Genomic DNA, 21,831 nt, shown 5'->3' with positions numbered 1-21,831 from the left:
TCGGCGAAGGCGGGACGGGGGGTCGGTGATGAGGCGTCAGCCCTACCACCACGGCGACCTGCGCAAGGCGTTCGTGGACGCGGCGGTCGAGGCGATCGCCGAGAACGGCCCGGGTGCGATGAGTCTGCGGGAGCTGGCTCGCCGCACGGGCGTCTCCCACGCCGCACCGCAGCACCACTTCGGCGACAAGGCCGGACTGCTCACCGCCGTGGCATGCGAGGGCTTCGAGCTCCTGGCCGAGGCCCTCCAGGATGCCGGGGACGAACTGCTGGACGTGGGCGTGGCCTACGTGGACTTCGCCGTGCGGCACCGGGCCCACTTCGAGGTGATGTTCCAGCCGAGCCTCTACCACGCCGACGCGCCCGACGTTGTTGCCTCGCGCGACCGGGTCCGTGAGGCCCTGGAGGGCGGGCTCGGCCGCCTGTCGGCGCAGCGCGGCGAGTCTTCGTACGCGCCCGTGGCCGCCTGGTCGATCGTGCACGGCTTCGCCACGCTGTGGCTGGCCGGAGCCCTGCCGCCGGACGTCGGTGACGACCCCGAGGCGGCGGCGCGACCGGTGATCAAGATGCTGTTCGACCGCGGGCAGTAGTCCCCGGGCAGCGAGGTGCAACGCCTTCGCACGTGAGCCGGCTCAGCCTGGCTTCTGCACGCCTTTTAGAGCGTGTGTCCACTGCTGTCAAGTCCCGCCTTTCCGGTACGTGACGGCGCTGCGGGAACGGGGGCGTACTGGTGCTGCGGGCCTCGCGTGATGGCGACGGGGCGGCGCATCGAGACGGATTCCCCGAAACGAGTCCGTCTTCTCGCCCCGGGATTCCGGGGGCCTCAGCAGCGTCTCTGCATGTCGAAGGGAAAGTCCATGACTCGCATCATTCATTCTCACAACGAGCTCCGTCCGAGGCGGCGGCGCTTTCGTCTCGTGGTGATCGCCGCTTCGGCGGCGGTGCTCTCCGGTGGCGTCGCCCTTCCCGCGTCCGCCGCGGTTCCCAGTACCCCCGTCGTGGGTCTTGTCGCCGACGGCGGCGCCGGCGGCGCAGGTGGTGCGGGCGGCGGCAGTCTCACCGGCCCTGGTGGTTCCGGCGGTGCCGGTGGCTCCGGCGGTGGCAGCGTCACCGGTGACGGTGGCGACGGTGGCACCGGGGGCCGGGGAGGCAGCAGCGTCACCGGGCCCGGCGGTGGCGGTGGTGGGGGCGGAGGCGGCGGCACCAGTGTCACGGGTGACGGTGGCGACGGCGGCGGTGGCGGCAGCGGTGGCAGCAGTGTCACCGGCAATGCCGGCGGTGGTGGCTCCGGTGGCGGCGGTGGCAGCAGTGTCACCGGCGAGGGCGGTGGCGGCGGCTCCGGTGGCGGCGGCGGGAACAGCGTGTTCGGCGACGGAGGCCCCGGTGGCGGAGGCGGTGCCGGAGGCTTCAGCTTCTTCGGCCCCGGTGGCGCCGGTGGCACGGGTGGTGCCGGAGGTTTCGGCATCTTCTGACCGTCGGACGCCGACGGCCGGGGGTGGAGGCCCTCACGGCCTCCACCCCCGGACCCCCCCGGTACAGACCCCTGACCTCATGTGATGAAAGTGGAGAATCCTGATGTCCAGTAGTTGGTGGCAGCGTTCGCTCGTCCTGGCGGTGGCCTCGGTGGCCCTTGCCACCGGCACGGCATGCGCCGCGCAGACCCCCCAGGGCGCCGCGGCAGGCATGAGCCTCTCGGCCGGCCCCGACGACCTGCTCGATCGTCTTGCGAAGTGCGGCAGTGGCGGAGAAGGCGGCAGGGGCGGTGAAGGCGGTGAGGGAGGCCGCGGCGGCGGCCCCGGCCAACCGGGTGAGCCCGGCGAGCCCGGTCAGCCCGGCCGTACCGGTACGTCCGGTTGTTTCCGTATCGATGACCTGCCGGACAAGCCGAAGGACGCACTGTCGGAGACGGACAAGGCGTGGATCGTGCTCGCCGTGCTGTCGGGAGAAACGACGCGTGCCGAGGTCGCGGAGAAGTACCACGTTCCCGAGGCCGAGGTCGACACCTGGAAGCGGCAGTTCCTGAATGACGACGCCTGGTCCGCGGTGTTCGGACCGGACCCCTTCACCGCGTAGAAAGAGAGAATCGAATGCCTGGGAACTCTTGGACACGCAGAATCGGCATCATCGCCTCGGCTGCTGTGATCGGCGGCGCCGTGCTGGCACCCGCGGCGATGGCGGCGCCCACCTCGCACCCCACCGCGTCGGTGTCGATGGCCCCGAATCTGCCGGCCGAAGACGACGACGAGGCGCAACCGGGCCGGGTCACCGTCGACGACGGAAGCCTGCGCGTCGGCGACCGGATATGCGCGGGGAACTGCAACGGGAGCGCCAACGGTAGCGACGGCACCAACGGCGGTACCAGTGGGGGCATTTGCGCCGGCCTGTGCAACGGCAGTGCCAACGGCGGCAACGGCACGACCGGCGGGCCGGGCCGTGACGGCACGGACGGCGGCAAGGGCGGCATCTGCGCCGGGATCTGCCGGGGCAGCGCGAACGGCGGCGCCGGTGGCAACGGTGGAGACACGACCGACAGCGGCGCCGGCGGAGACGGTGGCAGCGGTGGTGACGGAGGCGTCTGCGTCGGTATCGGCTGCAGGACGGATTGAGGCCGGTCGCTGACCGTCCCCCACCAGGCCGTGGTGATGTGGGGGCGGGCGTTCCAGCCCACGTCATCGGCTCTCCGAATCACGCCCGGAGCCTCATGAGTTCCGCCTTGCCGAGGCGCGAAGCGCAGGTCTAACCTCGGCAGATGACCTTGGAATGGGAACAGGTAATCGTTCACTCGATGGATCCGGTGACGTTGGGCCAGTGGTGGGCCGAGGCTCTGGGCTGGGTGGTGGTCCACTCCTCTGACGACGAGTTCGAGATCCGCCCGTCGCCGGATCGCATGCCGGGGTTGGACTTCGTTCGGGTCCATGAGAAGAAGACGGCGAAGAGCCGACTGCACCTCGACTTCAGGCCTGATGATCAGGACGCCGAGGTCGCTCGTCTTGTGGCCCATGGCGCACAGCGTGTCGACATCGGCCAGGGCGAGCAACCGTGGGTTGTCTTGGCAGACCCCGAAGGCAACGAGTTCTGTGTCCTCGGCGAGCGGCGTCAGTAAGAACCCCTCACAGAATGATCTTTGAGGTGGTGGATCAGCCCGGAACTGAAGCTCCGGGGTGTGGGGTGGCTCGGCCGAAGCCATGGAATGTCGATGATGGCTATGGGTACGGTCGAGCCGTTGCTGCCGAAGGTGGAGCGCCGGAATCGCCATCCGGGGCGGAAGCGGCATCGGGACCGACTGGTGTTTCAGGGGATCCTGTTCGTGCTGCATACCGGGATGTCCTGGCAACAGCTGCCGCTGTACCGCCGTCTCGTCCGTGCACTCGGCGTGAAGCCGGTGAACGCCCGCAGCACCGAGCACGGATCCGGACTCGGCACCCAACGCTGGGTCGTGGAGCGCACGTTCGCTCACCTGAACTGGTTCCGCCGCCTGCGGATCCGTTGGGAGATCAGCGACGACGTCCACGAAGCCTTCCTTACCCTGGCCTGCGCGCTCATCTGCTGGCGTCGACTGACAGCAGTTCAGCGCCGCCACTTGTGTGCGCCGGGAGAGCTCTCCACAACCTCCTGGGGCCAGCTCGCGCGGACACTCTGGAGCTGTTCGTAGTGGTCGTCGGCCCGTCCATCAGCCAAACGCACCGGGCCACGGACCGATGTCCCCGATCCAGCGGACTGGCTCGATGAAGGGGGCTGTGAGGCGTTTAAGGTCGGGTCGATGACGAGGACCACGCCCGCGCGCCCTCTCGATATCGAGGCGCTCTTCCCGGAACTGGCCGCCTTTCGGGGGACGACAACTCGGCTCCATCCGCGGCCGGGCAGACCAGACCTTTCGGCCAGCTCAGTGGGCGGTCCCATGCTGTGGCCAGCGGACGAGCCGTGGCCGGTGTGCGGCGAGGCACACAGCCGTGGGCGTGGTCGTCGCCCGGCTGACATCCGTCGCTACCGGCAGGTTCTGGCTTCCGCATGGGCTCGCGAGCGGGCTCCCGGCCCGACGGATGAGGAACGGAAGCTCTTGGGCGAGCTGCACCGGGAGCACCGGATCCCCGGGACATCCGAGACTGACCCGCTGCCGATGATCGGCCTCGCGCAGTTGTACAGGCGGGATGTGCCCGACTTGCCGGCGGGGCCGGGCGTCAGCGATCTGCTTCAAGTGTTCTGGTGCCCCTTCAACGCGCACGGCCCGGGCCGGTATGACCTGGAGCTGCATCTGCGCTGGCGGCGGTCGTGGGAGGTCGGCGAGGTGCTGACCGCGCCGCCGCAGCCGCTGGTCGTCGGGTCCGATGGCTTCGTGCCCGAGCCCTGTGTACTGCACCCGGAGAGGGTGGCCACCTACCCGTTTGCCGGCCTTCTGCCCGAGGAACTGTGCGTCCGGATCGACGCCTGGGAGGAAGCCCTTGAAGAGGAAGCCGAGCAGACGCCGGACGAGAGCACGCCAGAGCCGCTCGGCTACCAGTACGACCTGTCCATCCCGCCTGGCTGGCGCGTGGGCGGCTTCGCCTCCTGGCATGCGACCGACCCCTATCCCATGGATTGTCCGACATGCACGACACCGATGCGCCTGCTGCTGACCATCGACAGCTCGGAATGGGACGGCGGCAGCGGCAGCTGGAAACCGCTGGAGGACCGGAACCAGCCCACTCACCGTTGCGCCACTCCCACCGAGGTCACTGTGGGCCGCTGGGGTGAGCTCAACGTATTCGCTTGTCCCAGCGAGCCCGAGCATCCACACCGCTGGAGCATCCAGTAGCTTGTGGTGCCCTGGGGAGGTGCGGCGAGCGTAACCGTGGTGCCCCCGGCAGCAGTTGGAACTGGGCGTAGGGCTGGCCGTTGCGCAGGTGGGCGAGGGTGAGCAGGGCATGTCGGCCTGCGTTCAGCGTCGCCATCGGGTTCCGAGAGCGCGGCCGTGTTCCCTCAGGCGGGCGGCGAGGAAGCGCAGGGCAGAGCCGGACACGTCGACGCGGACAGGTAGACAAGCATGCGAAGTCTCCGGTGGAGACGGTTCTCTTGGTCGAAACCCATCTACCAGAGGCTTCACATGCTTGTCGGCCACTGCCCGGTTGGCACGCGAGGTTGGAGAAGCTCAAGGTACGTCGATCCCGACCGCTCCGCGACGACCAGGGCGCGACACCGACGCCTGAAGAGGACGACTCCTCGCCGGCTTGACCATGGTGCGGGGAGCCGCGAGTCGCAGGCGTTCTCTGATTCCGCGGCTGCATCCGTAAACCGATGGGACGTCCACCTGAACGGCAAAGGCGAGGAGAACTCTCTCCTCGCCACTCTCAATTTATAGCGCGTTGGGGGGCTTGCCGCAAGACCCGGGTCACGGCGCAGAATCGTCGGTCGGTGCCGACAACCTGCGGAAACGAGGACACCGACGTGCGTGTGTTGTGGTCTGGGTACGGGGGACGCGGTGACGTCGAACCAGTGGTGGGACCGGCAGAGGGAAAGCAACCAGGGATGAGCGGGGACGAGGACGTGCTCGACAAGAAGTTCGGCAGAGTCGGAAGGGCCGGCGAGTCGATCGGCCACCGCAGTGCAACGGAGCGCGGCTGCCTCGGAGGTATCGCAGTGACTGAGCAGTACGTGGTGGATCTTCAAGAGGTCGACGGGACGCAGGTCGCGCTCGTCGGCGGCAAGGGCGCGCAACTGGGCGGCCTGTCGCGGATCGACGGCATCCGCGTGCCGGGTGGCTTCTGTGTGACGACGGACGCCTTCCGGCGGGTCATGGAGGAAGCGCCGTCCATCGGCGGTCTGCTCGATCAGTTGTCGCGCGTGAACCCGGACGACCGGGAGGCGATCCGCACGCTCAGCGCGCAGATTCGCCGGACCATCGAAGGGATCGCCATGCCGGACGACCTCGCGGCGGCGATCACCCGCGCGCTCGCCCGGCTCGGCGAGCAAGCCGCCTACGCCGTCCGGTCCAGCGCGACGGCCGAGGACCTGCCGACGGCCTCCTTCGCCGGCCAGCAGGACACGTACCTGAACGTCGTGGGGCCGGCGGCGATCCTCCAGCACATCAGCCAGTGCTGGGCCTCGCTCTTCACCGAGCGGGCCGTGATCTACCGCCGGCGGAACGGCATCGACCACCGTACGGTCCACATGGCCGTGGTCGTGCAGCAGATGGTCTTCCCCCATGCGGCCGGCATCATGTTCACGGCCGACCCCGTCACGGGCAACCGGAAGGTCGCCACCGTGGACGCCGGCTTCGGCCTCGGTGAGGCCCTCGTATCCGGACTGGTGAACCCCGACGTCTTCGCGGTGCGACACGGCGAAGTCGTCGCCAGGACGATCTCCGCCAAACAGCGTGCCGTTCACGCCCTGCCGGCCGGTGGCACGCAGGAAGTCGCGATCGACTCGCAGCGGCAGGAGCAGCCCGCGCTGACGGATGAGCAGGTCGTGCGGCTCGTGCAGCTCGGGCGACGGATCGAAGCACACTTCGGCCGCCCGCAGGACATCGAATGGTGCCTGGCCGATGACGACTTCCAGATCGTGCAGAGCCGGCCGATCACGACACTGTTCCCCGTCCCCGAGTCCGGCGACCAGGAGAATCACGTCTACGTCTCCGTCGGCCATGGGCAGATGATGACCGACCCCATGAAGCCCCTCGGGTTCTCCATGTGGCAGCTGACCGCCATGGTGCCGATGCACGAGGCCGGCGGACGGCTGTTCGTCGACGTCACCAGGCGCCTGGCCTCGCCCGCGAGCCGCGCCGGCCTCCTGGACGCCCTGGGCAAGGGCGATCCGCTGATCAGGGACGCTCTGGAGACCGTCCTCGACCGCGACGATTTCGTCCCGTCGCTCCCGGACGCGGGTCCGGGCGGGCCGCCGGCCGGCGGTGCGCCCGCCCCCATCGAGACCGATCCGGCCATCGTCACCGAGCTGATCGAGCGCAGCCAGGTGTCCGTCGCCGCCCTCGAGCGCGACATCCGGACGAAGACCGGACCGGCGCTGTTCGACTTCCTGCTGGAGGCGTTCGAGGAGCACAAGCGGGTCCTCAGTGATCCGCTGAGCCATCAGGCGATCATGGCGGGGATGGAGGCCACGTGGTGGCTCAACGACAAGCTGCAGGAGTGGCTGGGCGAGAAGAACGCGGCTGACACGCTGACGCTGTCCGCCCCCGACAACGTCACGTCGGAGATGGGACTGGCGCTGCTCGACGTCGCGGACGTGATCCGCCCGCACTCGGAGTTGGTCGCGTTCCTGCGGGGCGTCGAGGACGACGACTTCCTGGACGAGCTGGCGAAGCTCGCGGGCGGGACCGAAGCACGCGAGGCCATCGAAACCTACCTCGACCGGTACGGCATGCGCTGCGTCGGCGAGATCGACATCACGAGGCCGCGTTGGCGCGAGCGCCCCACCACGCTCGTGCCCGTGATCCTCGACAACGTCAGGAACTTCGAGCCGGGCGCCGCCGAGCGGCGCTTCGAGCAAGGGCGGCAGAAGGCACAGAAGAAGGAACAGGACGTGCTGTCACGCCTGCGGGCCCTGCCGGACGGGGACCGGAAGGCCGACGAGGCCAAGCGGATGATCGACCGGGTCAGAACCTTCATCGGGTACCGCGAGTACCCGAAGTACGGCATCGTCAGCCGCTACTTCGTCTACAAGCAGGCCCTGTTGAAGGAGGCCGAGCGCCTCGTGCAGGCCGACGTGCTTCCTGAGAAGGAGGACATCTTCTACCTCACGTTCCAGGAACTCCACGACGTCGTGCGCTCCCACCAGGTGGATCACCAGCTCATCCAGCAGCGCAAGGACGCGTTCCGGTCGTACCACGCGCTCACACCGCCCCGGGTGCTCACCTCGGACGGCGAGGCCGTCACCGGGACGTACCGGCGCGACGACGTGCCGGCCGGCGCCCTGACCGGGCTACCGGTGTCCGCGGGGACCGTCGAGGGAAGAGCCCGCGTCATCCTTGACATGGCGGATGCCGATCTCGAAGCGGGCGACATCCTGGTCACGCCCTTCACGGACCCCAGTTGGTCGCCGCTGTTCGTCGGAATCGCGGGGCTGGTGACGGAGGTGGGCGGTTTGATGACCCATGGGGCAGTGATCGCCCGGGAGTACGGCCTGCCGGCCGTCGTGGGCGTGGAGCAGGCCACGCGGCTGATCCGGGACGGGCAGCGGATCCGTGTGCACGGAACCGACGGGTACGTCGAGATCCTGCCGTGACCGACCACACCGAGCAGCCCCATCCGGAGCTTCCCTGAAGTACGAGCACACCCGTACGAGCACCCTAGCGAATGTTCAGCTTTAACCGGGCGTGGGTGTGGCCTCGTGCAGGGGCGTCGGTTGGGCAGGGCCATGTCGAACCAGGCGGTCTTCCCGCTGATGTGTGGCGTGGCGCGCCTTCCTCGTCTGACGCAGCCATCTGGTGCGTTTGCTCGTCGACATCGGACCACCGCCGGGCCGAGTTACCGTTTCGTTATCGTCCGGGCCAGATGCGATCACATCGGGGACGCAGCATCGGCGACCATGACCGCGCACGACGCAATGCCTTCCCCGACCCGATCCCGCTCTCGCAACAGCCCCGCACGCGGCACCGAAGCCAGCGCAGGCGGAAGAGGTGCCCCGCCGGAGGAGCGTGCCTCACGGGTCTCCCGCACTTCGCCGGCTCCGGTGGACGACGGGAGAGCCTGCTGTGAGTAGGCGTGCCTCCACCCCTGAAGGGCGTGGAAGGAATCGCCGCCGGGCCCGGCGCCGCACCATGCTCACCAGGACGGCATTCGGCGCGTTGCTCACGGCGTCGTTTCTCGGCGGTGCCGCTCTTGCGCGCTGCGACGGCGGCGCGGAGCCCGCGTCCGCAACCGACATCGTCCAGCCGCCGGCGACCCCGAAGGCGGCCGCGCCCACCACCGGTCGGCCGAGCCCCGCCCCGAGACGTCCGTCGGTATCGGCGTCGGCCGAGCCGACGAAACCGCCCGAGGTCCCGGCCTCCGGTTCAGGCACCTTCGCCACGGCGCGGGCCTCCGGCGATGCGGTCGGTTCGGGACCGCTGCGCCGTTACCGCGTGCAGGTCGAGGACAGCATCGGCATGTCCGCCGAAGAAGCGGCCGCGGAGATCCAGGCGATCCTCGCCCACAAGCGCAGCTGGGCCGCGCACGGCCGCGGTTCCTTCCAGCTGGTGTCCACCGACGCCGACTTCGTCATCAAGATCGCCACCCCTGCCACCGCCGACCGGCTCTGCGGGGCCCAGGGCCTCGACACCGGCGGTGAGCTGAACTGCGAGACCCTGGAAGGCGTCGTGGTGAATCTGCGCCGCTGGATGCTGGGCTCGCCGAAGTTCGACGGGACGCCGGCAGAGTACCGACACCTGATCATCAACCATGAGATCGGGCACGAGATCGGTATCCGTACGCACCTGGGCTGTTCCGGCCCGGGGCGGCTCGCGCCGGTGATGATGCAGCAGATCAAGGGGCTGAACGGCTGCCTGTCCAACGCCTGGCCGTACGACAAGGACGGAACATACGTCACGGGCCCGGCCGTCGGATGAGAGCGCGCGGCTTTAGTGCAACGTAGCGGTGCGTTGAGGTGGGAGCTGGAAGGCCCAGCACTGACGGGAGTCGGGTGTACGGGAGCCGCCGCATCCCCTGGCGGCCGGCCATGGTCAGGCGAGCAGCTAGCGGGCCTCCCGCCATATCTCGGTGACCACCTGGCCGGCAGGCTTGTCGGTGGCCAGGGCGGCGCTCTGCCCGACCCCGTGACTGGCAGGGGCCATGCCGCTCGTGTCGCCCCGCCGCCACTGGTTGACGAGCCGCAGCTGGTCCGGGAACGGTGCGGGAGCCGGCGCGCCGGGCTCGCTCCATGCCTTGAGGTAGGCGGTGGGCGCGGCTCTGGCCAGACGACCGGTGTAGGCGCGGGTCGTCGTCGTGGCGTCGGGCGCCAGGCCGTTCAGCGAGGCTCGCCACTCCGGGCTGGTGCCGGCTTCGGGGCAGCGCAGCAGGGCGGTGCCCACCTGGACCGCGCTGGCTCCCAGGGCCAGCGCGGCGGCGATGCGCCGATCCGGAGGGTCGGACGCGCGCCGGGTCCGGGACTCCCGGGCCGGCAACGCCCGCTGATCCCTGGAAGGGAAGAATCATGAGCGGAATCGTGTCCAGGCCGGGGGCACTGGCTGCCGCACTGTTCGCCGCGCTCGTCCTCGCGTTCGCCGGTATCGGCGCCGGCACGGCCGCCGCGGCTGATGCGCATGGCGTCGACGCCGGATACTCCAGTCAGTACAACGGAGCGCGGAGCAGCGCCCATTACGGCGACTTTGCGCACTTCGGCCACGACCGCGGTGGCCACGGCGATCACGGTGATCACGACGATCACGGTGACTATGGCGACTACGGCAACTGGTGAGGTGACACCGGGTCCCGCTCTCCCCGAGCGGGACCCTCGTCATGTCCGGGTGGCCCGCCGGCTCCGGCGCTACGCTCCCCGGTTTCAGTAAACGCACCAATGTGTCGCATCAAGCGATTCCGTCGCGTATGGTCGGAGAGTGACGACGAATCCCGGGAAACGGCAGGTCAGGCATCTGCACGCCGATACTGCGACAGCCCGGCCCGGCGGCCGAACGGCCCGTGTGGGCCAGGCCGTCATCGACGCGACCATCGCCGAACTGGGCGACGTCGGCTATGCGGCGCTGAGGATCGACTCGGTGGCCGAGCGCGCGGGCGTGAACAAGACGACGATCTACCGGCGATGGGGCGACAAGGCCGGCCTGGTGGCCACGGCGTTCATCGAGCGGCAGAGCGAGAGCGCACCGCCGCCGGACACCGGCGACCTCCGCGAGGACCTCCTGCTGTACCTCGGGGAGATCCGCGAGGTGTTGTACACACCGTGGATCACCGCGCTCGTCCAGGAGGTCGGACCGCGTACCTCCGAGAAGAACGACGTCCGCGAGGTGCTCGACAGGATCTGGCCGGAGCGCTTCCGTCTCTCCCGTACGATCTTCGTCCGCGCCGTGGAGCGAGGCGACCTGCCGGCCGACGCCGATCCGGACTTCCTCCTGGAAGCGCTCGCCGGCCCGCTGTACTTCCGGCGGCTCATGCTCGGCCGCCCGCTCGGTGACGACTTCCTGGAGAAGACGGCCGATCTCGTACTCCACGGCGCCCGCCCGGAATCCGGCGAAGCGGGCTCGTAGCGGACTCGGCGGTTCCAGGACCGTTCGGGGCCAGTTCGAGCGGCGGCTATGCGACGCGGGCGGGGACGGGCTGGAGGCGGTAGGTGGTGCGGTGGCTGCGGACGAGGCCCGCCGTGGGCGGGGGGAAGTGGCTGCCGAGCAGCAGGGTGTCCGTGTCGGCGAGGGCGGCGAGGAGGTCGCGACGGGTCGCCTCGGCCTGCGCGGGGTCGATGTCGACGTGGCTGTGGATGTCGGGTTCGGCGAGCTGGACGGGGTGGTGAATGCAGTCGCCGGTGATCAGGGCCGTACTGTCCCGGCTGCTGAGCCGGACGGCGACCTGGCCGGGGGTGTGACCGGGCGTGGGGATCAGGGTGATGCCCGGAGCGATGTCCAGACCGTCGGCGGGAACGTCGACGAGGTCGAGCAAGCCGTGGTCGTCGACGGGGTGGATGGAGTCGCGGAACATCTGCTCGCGCGCCTCCTCCATGTCCACCGAGGACCAGTGGTCCCATTCGGCGCGGCTCGTGATGTAGCGGGCGTTGGGGAACGTGGGGACCCATGTGCCCTCGTGGGAGCGGGTGTTCCAGCCGACGTGGTCGGTGTGCAGGTGGGTGAGGATGACCAGCTCGATCGTCTCGGGGGAGAAGCCGGCCCGCTCCAGGCGTTCCAGGTAGTCGGTGCGGAGCTGGTTCCAGGCGGGATTGGCGCGGTCCTTGCCGTTGCCGATGCCCGTGTCGACGAGGATCCGCAGTCCGCCCGCCTCCAGTGCGAAGGTGTGGCTCGTCAGACGCAGGACCCGTTCGGCACCGGCGAAGTCGGGCTGCAGCCAAGGGGAGTCGGCGACGACGTCGGGCGTTGCCCCCGGCAGGAGCCAGGGGCCGGTCTGCGGCGGCAGTTCCACCTCGTCGATGCGGCGAACGACGATGTCGCCCACGGTCCAGGCGGGGGTCTCGGTCCGCGCCGCGGGGACGGAGCCAGGGGTGAGGGGGTGTGCGGGGGAGTGTCCGGGCTTCCGCGTCGTCATGGGATCCCTTTCTGGGATTGAGGGCTGCAGTGGGGGGAGAGGGGCGTTCGGGAACGAGTCGTTCCTCGGCCGGCCCGCGTCCAGCAGTCGGTCCACCAGGCCGTACGCGACCTGGAGACCGAGGTCGGCCGTGCCGCGCTGACGGTTCCGCTCGTCGCCAAGCGGGCCGGGGTCACTCCCTCCACGATCTGTCGCCGGTGGGGCGACATGCAGGAACTCCTCTCCGATGTCGCGGTGGAGCGGCTCCGTCCGGAGACGACCCCGGCCGATCTGGGTGATCTGCGTGCCGATCTGGAGGCCTGGGCCGTGCAGTTCCTCGAGGAGATGTCCTCGACGGCCGGCCGCGCCTACATCCGCGACGCACTCGCCGGCGACCCGGACGGCGGTAACGCCGGCCAGTGCTCCGCCTACCCCTTCGAGCAGGTCGAGGTCATGCTCACCCGCGCCGGTGAACGTGACGAGCCGGTGCCTGCCGTCGATGTGGTCATCGACCACGTGGTGGCGCCGATGATGTACCGCATTCCCTTCCGTCCCGGCCTGCTCGACGCCGACTACGCCCGCGCTCTGGTGGACACGGCCCTGACACGTCTGCCGCCCCGCGCCGACTGACCTGCCCGCGCGCCCGGCCGACCGGGGATCCGGCAGCCGGCCCGCCCGCAGTCATACGGTCCGCAGTCGCACGGTCCGCAGGCACTCGGTCCGCCGGGCAGGTCCTACGGCTCGGGGACGAACCGGTCGGGCAGTACCGCGTCCTTTGCCTTGTCGCCCGGGGCGAGTTGATCGCCGTAGCCGGCCCGGGTCCACACCAGCTTCTTGAACTGTTCCGGCGTCAGTCGTCCCGCCCAGGGCCGGCCGCCGGGGCAGAACACCGACTCGCACGCGGCGCAGTAGTGGGCCGGTCGCCACAGTTGGTCGGCGCGCGCTTCGCCGGCCTGTTCGGCGGCCTTCTCGCGGCTGTCGTCGCGGACGACGAAGAGCGTTCCCGCGAGGATCAGCGCCGCGAGAACCACGCCACCGAGGACGTAGAGAGGTTTGTCCTGGTCCACTCCCATATACGCGAGGCCACCGCTGGCCGCCAGGCTGATGACCACGCCCTCGACGAAGTGCAGACACCCGTCGCCGCTCTTCTCCGGACCCTTGGCCAGCCGGCTGTACAACTCCTTGCGCATGGCGCCCTTGTGGGTGCGCGCCGCCTCCACCGTCCGTACGTCGGTGCTGCCGCAGTCGCAGGCCACGCGAACAGGCGGCTGTACCGGTTCAGTTGTCATGGACGCAGAGGCTATCCGGTGATCGGAGCGGTGCCGCGCGCGGGCGACGTCATGGTGTCGTTCTGGGTGATCTCGACAGAGGTGACCCGGCAGCACGGAAAGTGGTTGCCGACGCACGGCCCGATCGCGGACGATCTCGTACCGTGACGAACAACGTCGGCCAAGGACAGTCCGATCACGGTCAGCCGCCTCCCTCCGCCCGCCCGCTCGCTCTGGTCACCGGAGTCGGGCGCACCGTCGGTATCGGCGCGGGCATCGCCCGCCGGCTCGCGGCGTCGGGCTGGGACATCGCCTTCACCTACTGGAGTCCCTACGACGAGCGCATGGCCTGGGGCGGTGAGCCCGGCGCAACCGAGTCGGTGACGGATGCCCTCGCCGAGCACGGTGCCGCCACCACGGCCGTCGAGGCGGACCTTGCCGACCCGGACACTCCGGCCCGCATCTTCGACGAGGTCGAACGCGGTCTGGGCAGCGTCACCGCCCTCGTGATGTGCCACTGCGAATCGGTCGACTCCGGCCTGCTCGACACGACTGTCGAAAGCTTTGACCTGCACTTCGCGGTCAACGCCCGCGCCACCTGGCTGCTGATCCGCGAGTACGCCCGGCGATTCGCGGCCGCGCCGGGCAGCGGCCGGATCATCAGCCTCACCAGTGACCACACCGTCGGCAATCTCCCCTACGGCGCGAGCAAGGGCGCTCTGGACCGCATCACCCTGGCCGCGGCGCACGAACTCGCTCATCTGGGCATCACCGCCAACGTCATCAACCCGGGTCCGGTGGACACCGGATGGATGACCGACGACGTGCGCGAACACGCACGCAGCATGACGCCGCTCAACCGCGTCGGCACCCCGCAGGACACCGCGCACCTCGTGGACTTCCTCTGCTCACCACAGGGCGGGTGGATCAACGGCCAGCTGCTGATGAGCAACGGTGGCTTCGCCTAGCAAGCGGTGTCGCGCCGAGCGCCGACCGAAAATCATTGGCGGACTCGGCCCTCGCGGTCGACCATGGCGCGCATGAGTGACCAACCCGCGCGCTGGACCCAGGCGACCGTCTACCCCGACATGTGGACCGACCCGGACAAGGACCCTCGTAACAACGAGGGAGCCAGTCCGGACGGTGAGCTTGCGACGCTGCAGGACTTCCTGACGAACTACCGCATCACTCTGCGGATGAAGTGCGAGGGCCTGGACGCGGAGCAACTGGCCCGCCGGTCGGTTCCGCCGTCGACCATGTCCCTGCTCGGGCTCCTTCGGCACCTCGTCGAGGTGGAACGGGACTGGCGCAACTGGATCAGTGACGATGATCCGCTGCCCAAGCTGTACGGAAAGCGTGACGCCGACTTCGACGGAGCCGTCGCCGACCAGGCCGAGGTCGACGCCGCGTACGCCGCTCTGGAGCGTGAACAGGCCGCGACGGACGCCGCGTTGGCCGCGTATGCGGATCTGGGCGAGCGGGTGGGGAAGGAAGGGATCGCCGTCCGGGAGCTGATGGTGCACAGGATCGAGGAGTACGCCCGTCACTGCGGGCACGCCGACCTGTTGCGCGAGTGCGTCGACGGAAGGGTCGGCCAGTAGCCGAACCCGGGAGTCGGTGCCGCCCGTCGGTCCGGGCTTGCCGGACCGACGGGCGGTACGCGTGGCGTGCCGGGCGGCATCCTCGTGCCGTGACCGGACGAGTACGGCCTGCACGGCCTGCGGGTGGCGTCAGGCGAGCCAGACGTTGTCGAGGGTCCAGTACCAGTTGTTGTTGCCGGCATAGCGGAAGCTCACCTGGACATCGGTCGCGCCCGCGGGTACCTGCAGCGTGATGTTCTGCCACTGGGCGACCGTGTCGGCGGTGAAGCTCTTCACGACGGCGGGGGTCCCGCCGTTGTACGACACGAGGACCTGCGCGGTCTGGCCCGACTCGTGGTGGTAGTGGGTCTGGAACCGCAGCGATCGCGAAGTCCCACCGGTGACCGGCCATGTCGGCGTGACGAGCGTCGAGTCGTAGCTGCCCGTGAAGGTCTTGTCGGACCATTCGTCGGAGTCCGCGACGGCGAACACATCACGGTTGCGGACGTTCAGCTCACGCCACTGGTCGCGCTGCGACGGGGACCAGAACTCGTCGGTGGCGAACGCCCAGCCGCGCCACTCCGTGACGCCGCCGGTGCCCATCCTGGAGTTGTCGACCGACCAGCCGCTCGGCGGTGTGTGCGTGAAGCCCCTGACGGACGACGGGATGCCGCTCTCGTCCACCCGGGTCTGCAACGACGAGCGCAGCCCGTCGAACGCGTCGTTGTCCGGCGAGTCGAGCGGGGAGCCGTCGATGCCGCCGGTGGCGACCCCGACATGCTTCAGAGCGGTCGCGGCGACGTCGACGAGACGCACGTCGTGGCGGACGGAACCGGCCGCAATGCCCGGGCCCTTGGCGATGACGAAGGTGCCGCGCTCCTTGATCGAGGAGCCGCCATGACCGCCCGCGTCGGTGTGGCCGTGGTCGGTGGTGACGAGGATCTTCCAGTTCTCCTGCGCGTAGGTGGCTCGCGAGGTGACCGCGGTCAGCACCTGCCCGACGAGCGCGTCGACGCGCTTGATGGTGGCGAGATACTGCTGGCTGGCGGCACCGTGGTTGTGCCCGGCGATGTCGATCTCGCCGAAGTAGACGTAACTGGCGTCCGGGTTGCCGTTCCTCAGCTCGTTCGCTGCCGCCGTGGCGATCTTCGGGTCCTCGACTCCGTAGCCGTTGGCGTCGCCCTTGAGGCTCAGCCGCTTGTCGACGGCGGACCCGAAGATCGGACCGTTCTGGTCGGTGGAGGTGATGGGCTCCCAGTCGGCTGCCGCGTAGGTGTTCAGGGAGGGGTTCGCGTTCTCCATCCGGGTGAGGAAGTCCGGGTACGTACCGAACTGCTTCCCGGAGAAGGAGTTGTTCTTCACGCCGTGCTTGTCGGGCCAGACTCCCGTGGCGATCGTCGACCAGCCCGGGCCCGACGAGGTGTCGGCCATCGGCCGGGAGTAGAGCGTGCTCTCGGCGGTCATGCCCTCGGCCATCAGCCGCTTGAGGTTGGGCGCGTCGGCCGCCTTCACCCGGTCGAGGTTGGTGCCGTCGAGCCCGATGACCAGAACCTTGTCGGTGCCCCCGGCTGCCGCGGCCGTCGCCTGCGGCGCGTCGATCTGTACCGTGCCGACGAGCAGGGCGGCAGCGGCGGCGACAACGGCGTAGGAACGCCTGCCTCTCCCGGGTATGACAGTGCGCACGTTGACCCTCCGGTTGGGGTGGGAACGGGAACAGGATCCAAACCCTCGCCGACTCCATCGGTCTGAAGCGGGCCCATGGATACTGGCATCAGCCGTCGACGCCCTCCAGACCCTGCTCCGGCCGCATTGACGAGAGATGGCCGAATGGCTGCGCCCGACGGACATCCGCGAGTCGATGACCGCTGGTGCGAACAGCTCATCGCCGAAGACGGAGCACGCGGCGGACGTCCCGCACGTATCAACTCGCCGAATCAGGCCGCCGGTTCTGCCCCGGCACCACCATCACCTCGGTGCCGCCCGCTCGTACGACCCGTACCTGCTCCGCCGCCAGTCCGTCGTCGACGATCAGCAGATCGAAGTCGGTCAGCGGGGCGAGCGCGTCCAACTGCTCTTCCTCACCGCCGCCATCCCGCTGACCAGCTATCCGCTGATGATGCTCGCGTACGGGCTGCGCGGCCTGGGCTATCCGCTGTTCGCCTACGGGTTCCTCGTCTGGATCGCCGGCGTGGCACCCCGCGCCCGGCTCGGTACGGCCATGGGCTGGTTCTGGTTCGCCTTCACCGGTGGTCTGCCCACGCTCGGCTCGCTGGTCGCCGGCGGGCTCATCCCGCACATCGGCGCCTACGCCACCCTGTGGGCCGCACTGGTGCTCGTGGCCGCGGGCGGGCTGATCGCCCTGCTGCTGGTCGGTGACGACCGGGGGGTACGGCGCGCCCACGGCGAGAGGGAGGGGCCGGTGGCCACCCTGCTCGGCAGCATCACGATCCTGTGGCGCAACCCCCGGGTCGGGGTCGGCTCGGTCGTACGGGTGATCAACACGGCCTCGCAGTTCGGCTTCTTCGTCATCCTGCCGATCCACTTCACCAGAACGGTCGGCTTCAGCCTGACCCAGTGGCTGCACCTGCTCAGCGCGATGTTCGCGACCAACGTCTTCGCCAACCTGCTGTTCGGCGTGGTCGGCGACCGATTCGGCTGGCGCCGCACCATCGCTTGGTTCGGCGGCGCCGGCTGCGCGCTCAGCACACTGCTGCTCTTCTACGTCCCGGACGCGGTGGGCGCGAACTTCCCGCTCGCCCTCCTGGTCGCCGCGTTCTACGGCGCTACGCTGGCAGGTTATGTACCGCTTTCGGCGCTGGTGCCCACCCTGGAGCCGAAGCACCAGGGCCAGGCCTTGGCCGCTCTCAACCTGGGCGCGGGCGCCAGTACGTTCGTCGGCCCCGCCGTCGTCGCCGTCTTCGTCGGACCGCTCGGCGTCGAAGGCGTGGTCTGGATCTTCGCGGGGATGTATGTGCTGAGTTGTCTGCTCGCCCACTTCCTGAAGCTGCCGGCCGCGCCCGGTACGGCGGAAGCCGACGGCGCCGGCGCCCGGCACGGCGACGCCCCGGACGGCACCGCGCCCACCACCGGCCCGGCCGGCGTGAGAGGACCGCACTGATGTCCGTACTGACCATCGACGTCGGCACCACGGTGATCAAGTCCGTCGTCTTCGACGACCGCGGCACCGAGATCGCCGTCGCCCGCCGGGACACCGAGGTCCTGCGTCCCCACCCAGGCTGGGCGGAACAGGACATGGACGCCGTCTGGAACGCCGTCGTCCACACCGTCCGTACGGTCCTCGACGGACTGACCGATCCGGTATGGCTGGTGTCCTTCACCGCACAGGGCGACGGCGCCTGGCTCGTCGACGACCACGGCCGCCCCACCGGGCCCGCCATCCTGTGGTCCGACGGCCGCGCCGGGGACCTGATCACCGACTGGCAGCGCGACGGTGTCCTGGAGGCGGCCTTCCGCCGCAACGGCTCGCTGACCTGCGCCGGGATGCCCAACGCCATCTTCAGCTGGCTCGCCGCTCACGACCCGGACCGGCTGGCCCGCTCCGCCACCTCGCTGACCGCCGCCGGCTGGCTCTTCCTGCGCCTCACCGGCGTCCGGGCGAGCGACGAGTCCGACGCCTCCGCCCCGTTCCTCGACCACGCCACCGGCGACTACGACCCCGGCATCATCGAGCTGTTCGGCCTCGGCGCCTACGAACGCCTGCTGCCCACCGTCCTGGGGGAGTCGCAGCGGATCGCCGAGATCACCACCGGGGCCGCGGGTGAGCTGGGCCTCCCGGCGGGCCTGCCGGTGGTGATGTCCCCGTACGACATCGCCGCCACCGCCCGAGGCGTCGGCGTCGTCGACCCCGGCCAGGCGTGCAGCATCCTGGGCACCACGCTGTGCACCGAGATCGTCCGCACCGGGATCGACACCAGCGGCGAGCCGTCCGGCATCCACATCGCCTACCGCGGCCGTGAAAGGGTGCTGCGGGCCTTCCCCACGCTCAACGGCGCCGAGGTGCTCGGCTGGGCGGCCCGCCTGCTGCATCTGCCCGGACCGCCGGAGCTGGCGCAGCTGGCCTTCGAGTCGGAGCCCGGCGCCCACGGGCTGATGTTCCTGCCGTACCTCTCCCCGGCCGGCGAGCGCGCCCCCTTCCTCGATCCCGGCGCCCGAGGCTCCTTCTGGGGGCTGTCCCTGGAGCACACGCCCGCCGACCTGGCGCGCGCCGTCTTCGACGGGCTCTCGCTGGTCCTGCGGGACTCGCTGGCCGCCGCCCGCACGGACGTCAGCGAGCTGCGCCTGTGCGGCGGCGGCGCCAACAGCGACGCCTGGTGCGCCCTGATCGCCGACGCCACCGGGGTGCCCACCGCCCGCTCAGGTGACACCGAACTCGGCGCCAAGGGGGCTTTCCTCACCGGCCTGGTCCGCACCGGCGCCGAGACCAGCATGCACAGCGCCGCCGCCAAGTACGTCCGGATGCAGCGCGGTTGGGAGCCGGAACCGGAGCGGGCGGAGTTCTACGCCGCGCAGTACGAGGACTTCCTCGGCCGGCGGGCGCTCGCCCGTGAGGCGGGCTGGCGCGGCGGCGCCGTCTGGCAGGGGAGCGCCGACCGCCCCGCCGAAGCTCGCGGACGGCCGACCGAAGCCACCGAACAGGCCGCCACCACCCATGGAGAACCCCGTGTCTGACCCGCGCCGCTCGGACGCCGCCGCCGCCCTCGACGGCATCTGGCTCGGGCTCGACCTCGGCACCCAGAGCGCGCGCTGTGTCGCCGTCGACGGCACGGGGCAGGTCCTGGCCACCGCCGCCCGTCCACTGGCCGGCCGGCGCGACGGCAACCGCCACGAGCAGGATCCCGAGCAGTGGTGGCGCGCGCTGACCGCCGCCTGCCGGGAGGCCCTCGACGGCATCGACGCGCGATGCGTCCGCGGCCTGGCGATCGACGGCACCTCCGGCACGATCCTGCTCGCCGACGACCGGGGTACCCCGCGCACCCCCGGCCTGATGTACGACGACGGGCGCGCCGCCGCACAGGCCGCCGCGGTCAACGCCGCCGGGGAGAAGGTCTGGCGGGAGCTGGGCTACCGCACCATGCAGCCGTCATGGGCGCTGCCCAAGCTCGTCTCGCTCCTGGAGGGCGACCCCGCGCTCCGCACCGGCTCCCGGCTCCTGCACCAGGTCGACCTGATCACCTGGCGGTTGGCCGGCAGGCAGCTCGCGAGCGATGCCAGCCACGCCCTCAAGACCGGCTACCACCTCGTCGAGGAGCGCTGGCCGCACCAGGTGATGGAAGAACTCGGCGTCCCCGAGGGCCTCCTGCCCGACGTCGTGCGCCCCGGCAGTCCGCTGGGCGCCGTCTGCGCCGCGGCCGCCGACGCCACCGGCATCCCCGAAGGGACCACCATCGTCGCGGGGATGACCGACGGCTGCGCCGCTCAGATCGGCGCGGGAGCGCTCGCACCAGGCGCCTGGAACTCGGTGCTCGGCACCACCCTCGTCCTCAAGGGCAGCAGCCCGCACCTGGTCCGCGACCCGGCGGGCGTCGTCTACTGCCACCGCGGACCCGGCGGGACCTGGCTGCCGGGCGGCGCCTCCAGCAGCGGCGCGGGCGTCCTCTCCCAGCGCTTCCCCGGCGCGGACCTGGACGCGCTCACCGCACAGGCCGCCGCCCTGGACCCGGATGCGGTCGCCTATCCGCTCGTCGCCGGCGGCGGCGAACGCTTTCCCTTCCGCGCCCCCGGAGCCGAACCCTTCCTCCTCGGCCACGCCCCCACCCGGGCCGCCGAGTTCCATGCCGTTCTCCTCGGCGTCGCCTGCCTGGAACGGCTCTGCTTCGACTACCTCGACCACCTCGGCGCACCCGTCGACGGGCCGCTCACCCTCACCGGCGGCGGCGCCCGCAACGCGTACTGGTGCCAGCTGCGCGCCGATGTCCTCGGCCGCCCCGTACGGCTCCCGCAGCATGCCGAGGGAGCCGTCGGCATGGCCGTCCTCGCCGCCACCTCCTCCGGCGCCGGTCTGCAGGAGGCGGCCGCCGCCATGGTCCGTACCGCCCGGGAGATCAACCCGAGGCCGGCCCGCACCGCGCGCCACCTCCCGGCCCATCTCCGCTTCATCGACGAACTCACCCGCCGTGGCTGGCTCGACCGGACCGTGGCCGACCACGCCCGCAGGAGGGCAGCACCGTGACCGACTTCATCCTTGTACGCCACGGCGAAACCGTCTGGCACGCGGAGAACCGCTACGCCGGCCGCACCGACGTGCCGCTGACCGACCTCGGCCGTGAGCAGGCCGCCGCCCTCGCCGGCTGGGCCGCCACCGCCGCGCTGACCGGCATCTGGAGCTCACCGCTCTCCCGTGCCCGGCTCACCGCCGCCCCCGCCGCCGCGGCCTGCGGTCTCACCGCGGGCGTCGACGAGCGCCTCTACGAACTCGACTTCGGCCAGGGCGAGGGCCTGACCAGGGACGAGATGCACCGGCGCTTCCCGGAGCAACTGGCCGCCTTCCTCGCCGACCCGGTCGAGCACCATCTGCCCGACGGCGAACATCCGCGCCACGCCGCCGAGCGCGCCGCCGACTGCCTCGCCGATCTCGCCCGCGCACAGCCGCGCGGCCGGATCCTGCTCGTCGCACACTCCACTCTCGTCCGGGTCCTGCTGTGTCATCTGGTGGGCATCCCGCTCGCCGACTACCGCCGCGTCTTCCCTCGGCTGGACAACGGTGCACGCACCGAGATCCGTCTCGAGAACGGGCAGACCGCGCTGCTCAGCTTCAACGCCCCGACCTCGGCCCTGACAACCGCCCTCCACTGACCGCACCCGCTCCACACCTGCCCAG

General features: G+C 70.4%; 21 protein-coding genes and 3 pseudogenes. 19 read left to right on the top strand and 5 right to left on the bottom strand.

Annotated features, from left to right (window positions below; all coding sequences use genetic code 11):
• The first annotated feature begins 28 nt into the window (after positions 1 to 28).
• From OG766_RS01195 to OG766_RS01160, 8 genes and pseudogenes are all read left to right on the top strand, one after another.
• The gene (locus tag OG766_RS01195) at positions 29 to 589 is read left to right on the top strand and encodes a TetR/AcrR family transcriptional regulator (RefSeq protein WP_328724306.1); all 561 of its coding nucleotides are present in this window, start codon (positions 29 to 31) and stop codon (positions 587 to 589) included.
• A 267-nt stretch (positions 590 to 856) separates the two neighbouring features.
• A complete protein-coding gene (locus OG766_RS01190) occupies positions 857 to 1,471 on the top strand; it encodes a hypothetical protein (protein ID WP_266377618.1) in 615 nt (204 codons plus the stop codon).
• A gap of 103 nt (positions 1,472 to 1,574) precedes the next feature.
• Positions 1,575 to 2,072, top strand: a complete 498-nt coding sequence (locus OG766_RS01185; RefSeq protein WP_266377620.1) for a hypothetical protein — start codon at positions 1,575 to 1,577, stop codon at positions 2,070 to 2,072.
• Positions 2,073 to 2,086: 14 nt separating this feature from the next.
• Positions 2,087 to 2,605 carry a hypothetical protein gene (locus OG766_RS01180; protein WP_328724305.1) on the top strand — a complete coding sequence of 173 codons (519 nt, stop codon included), beginning with the start codon at positions 2,087 to 2,089 and terminating at the stop codon, positions 2,603 to 2,605.
• A gap of 143 nt (positions 2,606 to 2,748) precedes the next feature.
• On the top strand, positions 2,749 to 3,102 hold the full coding sequence (locus OG766_RS01175) for a VOC family protein (RefSeq protein WP_328724304.1): 354 nt from the start codon (positions 2,749 to 2,751) through the stop codon (positions 3,100 to 3,102).
• Between the two features lie 87 nt (positions 3,103 to 3,189).
• Positions 3,190 to 3,330 (top strand): annotated as a pseudogene (locus tag OG766_RS01170) (transposase); the annotation flags it as partial.
• Between the two features lie 15 nt (positions 3,331 to 3,345).
• Positions 3,346 to 3,549: pseudogene (locus OG766_RS01165) on the top strand (transposase); the annotation flags it as partial.
• Between the two features lie 210 nt (positions 3,550 to 3,759).
• The gene (locus OG766_RS01160) at positions 3,760 to 4,791 is read left to right on the top strand and encodes a hypothetical protein (RefSeq protein ID WP_328724303.1); all 1,032 of its coding nucleotides are present in this window, start codon (positions 3,760 to 3,762) and stop codon (positions 4,789 to 4,791) included.
• Positions 4,792 to 4,852: 61 nt separating this feature from the next.
• Here the strand turns inward: OG766_RS01160 and OG766_RS01155 are convergent.
• A pseudogene (locus tag OG766_RS01155) lies at positions 4,853 to 5,070 on the bottom strand (hypothetical protein); the annotation flags it as partial.
• Positions 5,071 to 5,612: 542 nt separating this feature from the next.
• On the opposite strand from OG766_RS01155, the gene rph reads away from it, so the two are divergent.
• Both rph and OG766_RS01145 read left to right on the top strand, forming a co-directional pair.
• Entirely contained in the window at positions 5,613 to 8,210 is a 2,598-nt protein-coding gene (gene rph, locus OG766_RS01150) for a rifamycin-inactivating phosphotransferase (protein ID WP_328727411.1), read from the top strand.
• Between the two features lie 535 nt (positions 8,211 to 8,745).
• Positions 8,746 to 9,531 (top strand): DUF3152 domain-containing protein, encoded by a 786-nt coding sequence (locus OG766_RS01145; protein ID WP_328724302.1) that lies wholly within the window; start codon positions 8,746 to 8,748, stop codon positions 9,529 to 9,531.
• A 126-nt stretch (positions 9,532 to 9,657) separates the two neighbouring features.
• On the opposite strand, the gene OG766_RS01140 is transcribed toward OG766_RS01145, so the two are convergent.
• The gene (locus OG766_RS01140) at positions 9,658 to 10,086 is read right to left on the bottom strand and encodes a nitronate monooxygenase (protein WP_328724301.1); all 429 of its coding nucleotides are present in this window, start codon (positions 10,084 to 10,086) and stop codon (positions 9,658 to 9,660) included.
• A gap of 29 nt (positions 10,087 to 10,115) precedes the next feature.
• On the opposite strand from OG766_RS01140, the gene OG766_RS01135 reads away from it, so the two are divergent.
• Together OG766_RS01135 and OG766_RS01130 are read left to right on the top strand one after the other, a co-directional pair.
• Positions 10,116 to 10,379 (top strand): hypothetical protein, encoded by a 264-nt coding sequence (locus OG766_RS01135; RefSeq protein ID WP_328724300.1) that lies wholly within the window; start codon positions 10,116 to 10,118, stop codon positions 10,377 to 10,379.
• Positions 10,380 to 10,518: 139 nt separating this feature from the next.
• Positions 10,519 to 11,163: a TetR/AcrR family transcriptional regulator gene (locus OG766_RS01130; RefSeq protein ID WP_328724299.1), complete on the top strand. Its 645-nt coding sequence runs from the start codon at positions 10,519 to 10,521 to the stop codon at positions 11,161 to 11,163.
• A gap of 46 nt (positions 11,164 to 11,209) precedes the next feature.
• On the opposite strand, the gene OG766_RS01125 is transcribed toward OG766_RS01130, so the two are convergent.
• Complete coding sequence (locus OG766_RS01125) at positions 11,210 to 12,166, bottom strand: MBL fold metallo-hydrolase (protein WP_328724298.1); 957 nt, start codon at positions 12,164 to 12,166, stop codon at positions 11,210 to 11,212.
• Between the two features lie 24 nt (positions 12,167 to 12,190).
• Here OG766_RS01125 and OG766_RS01120 point away from each other — a divergent pair, with 24 nt between their 5' ends.
• Entirely contained in the window at positions 12,191 to 12,775 is a 585-nt protein-coding gene (locus OG766_RS01120) for a TetR/AcrR family transcriptional regulator (RefSeq protein WP_328727410.1), read from the top strand.
• 104 nt (positions 12,776 to 12,879) lie between these two features.
• Here the strand turns inward: OG766_RS01120 and OG766_RS01115 are convergent, their stop codons facing one another.
• Positions 12,880 to 13,434 carry a hypothetical protein gene (locus OG766_RS01115; RefSeq protein WP_328724297.1) on the bottom strand — a complete coding sequence of 185 codons (555 nt, stop codon included), beginning with the start codon at positions 13,432 to 13,434 and terminating at the stop codon, positions 12,880 to 12,882.
• Between the two features lie 143 nt (positions 13,435 to 13,577).
• Between OG766_RS01115 and OG766_RS01110 the strand changes: the two genes are divergently transcribed.
• The gene (locus tag OG766_RS01110) at positions 13,578 to 14,381 is read left to right on the top strand and encodes an SDR family oxidoreductase (RefSeq protein WP_328724296.1); all 804 of its coding nucleotides are present in this window, start codon (positions 13,578 to 13,580) and stop codon (positions 14,379 to 14,381) included.
• A gap of 63 nt (positions 14,382 to 14,444) precedes the next feature.
• A complete protein-coding gene (locus OG766_RS01105; protein WP_266377654.1) occupies positions 14,445 to 15,014 on the top strand; it encodes a mycothiol transferase in 570 nt (189 codons plus the stop codon).
• Between the two features lie 129 nt (positions 15,015 to 15,143).
• Here the strand turns inward: OG766_RS01105 and OG766_RS01100 are convergent, their stop codons facing one another.
• Positions 15,144 to 16,676, bottom strand: coding sequence for an alkaline phosphatase family protein (locus tag OG766_RS01100; protein ID WP_328724295.1), 1,533 nt, complete (start codon positions 16,674 to 16,676; stop codon positions 15,144 to 15,146).
• A gap of 136 nt (positions 16,677 to 16,812) precedes the next feature.
• Here OG766_RS01100 and OG766_RS01095 point away from each other — a divergent pair, with 136 nt between their 5' ends.
• The 4 genes from OG766_RS01095 to OG766_RS01080 are packed head-to-tail and all read left to right on the top strand — an operon-like array spanning position 16,813 to position 21,806.
• A complete protein-coding gene (locus OG766_RS01095; protein WP_328724294.1) occupies positions 16,813 to 18,111 on the top strand; it encodes an MFS transporter in 1,299 nt (432 codons plus the stop codon).
• Entirely contained in the window at positions 18,111 to 19,682 is a 1,572-nt protein-coding gene (locus OG766_RS01090; protein ID WP_328724293.1) for an FGGY-family carbohydrate kinase, read from the top strand. The genes OG766_RS01095 and OG766_RS01090 overlap by 1 nt, the downstream gene beginning before the upstream one ends.
• Entirely contained in the window at positions 19,663 to 21,183 is a 1,521-nt protein-coding gene (locus OG766_RS01085) for an FGGY-family carbohydrate kinase (RefSeq protein ID WP_328724292.1), read from the top strand. The genes OG766_RS01090 and OG766_RS01085 overlap by 20 nt, the downstream gene beginning before the upstream one ends.
• Positions 21,180 to 21,806, top strand: a complete 627-nt coding sequence (locus tag OG766_RS01080) for a histidine phosphatase family protein (protein WP_266377669.1) — start codon at positions 21,180 to 21,182, stop codon at positions 21,804 to 21,806. Before OG766_RS01085 ends, OG766_RS01080 begins: the two co-directional genes overlap by 4 nt.
• Positions 21,807 to 21,831 lie beyond the last annotated feature (25 nt).

Source organism: Streptomyces sp. NBC_00259 (genome assembly GCF_036181745.1).
In the GTDB taxonomy this organism is placed as follows: domain Bacteria; phylum Actinomycetota; class Actinomycetes; order Streptomycetales; family Streptomycetaceae; genus Streptomyces; species Streptomyces pratisoli.
The sequence above is the reverse complement of the archived record's forward strand: the minus strand, read 5'-3'. Positions and strand labels throughout refer to the sequence as shown.

Excerpts from the sequence above, each read along its gene's own strand:
- OG766_RS01195 (WP_328724306.1), top strand. The coding sequence starts at position 29 with ATGAGGCGTCAGCCCTACCACCACGGCGACCTGCGCAAGGCGTTCGTG.
- OG766_RS01190 (WP_266377618.1), top strand. The coding sequence starts at position 857 with ATGACTCGCATCATTCATTCTCACAACGAGCTCCGTCCGAGGCGGCGG.
- OG766_RS01185 (WP_266377620.1), top strand. The coding sequence starts at position 1,575 with ATGTCCAGTAGTTGGTGGCAGCGTTCGCTCGTCCTGGCGGTGGCCTCG.
- OG766_RS01180 (WP_328724305.1), top strand. The coding sequence starts at position 2,087 with ATGCCTGGGAACTCTTGGACACGCAGAATCGGCATCATCGCCTCGGCT.
- OG766_RS01175 (WP_328724304.1), top strand. The coding sequence starts at position 2,749 with ATGACCTTGGAATGGGAACAGGTAATCGTTCACTCGATGGATCCGGTG.
- OG766_RS01160 (WP_328724303.1), top strand. The coding sequence starts at position 3,760 with ATGACGAGGACCACGCCCGCGCGCCCTCTCGATATCGAGGCGCTCTTC.
- OG766_RS01145 (WP_328724302.1), top strand. The coding sequence starts at position 8,746 with ATGCTCACCAGGACGGCATTCGGCGCGTTGCTCACGGCGTCGTTTCTC.
- OG766_RS01135 (WP_328724300.1), top strand. The coding sequence starts at position 10,116 with ATGAGCGGAATCGTGTCCAGGCCGGGGGCACTGGCTGCCGCACTGTTC.
- OG766_RS01125 (WP_328724298.1), bottom strand. The coding sequence starts at position 12,166 with ATGACGACGCGGAAGCCCGGACACTCCCCCGCACACCCCCTCACCCCT.
- OG766_RS01115 (WP_328724297.1), bottom strand. The coding sequence starts at position 13,434 with ATGACAACTGAACCGGTACAGCCGCCTGTTCGCGTGGCCTGCGACTGC.
- OG766_RS01105 (WP_266377654.1), top strand. The coding sequence starts at position 14,445 with ATGGCGCGCATGAGTGACCAACCCGCGCGCTGGACCCAGGCGACCGTC.
- OG766_RS01095 (WP_328724294.1), top strand. The coding sequence starts at position 16,813 with ATGGCCGAATGGCTGCGCCCGACGGACATCCGCGAGTCGATGACCGCT.
- OG766_RS01090 (WP_328724293.1), top strand. The coding sequence starts at position 18,111 with ATGTCCGTACTGACCATCGACGTCGGCACCACGGTGATCAAGTCCGTC.
- OG766_RS01085 (WP_328724292.1), top strand. The coding sequence starts at position 19,663 with ATGGAGAACCCCGTGTCTGACCCGCGCCGCTCGGACGCCGCCGCCGCC.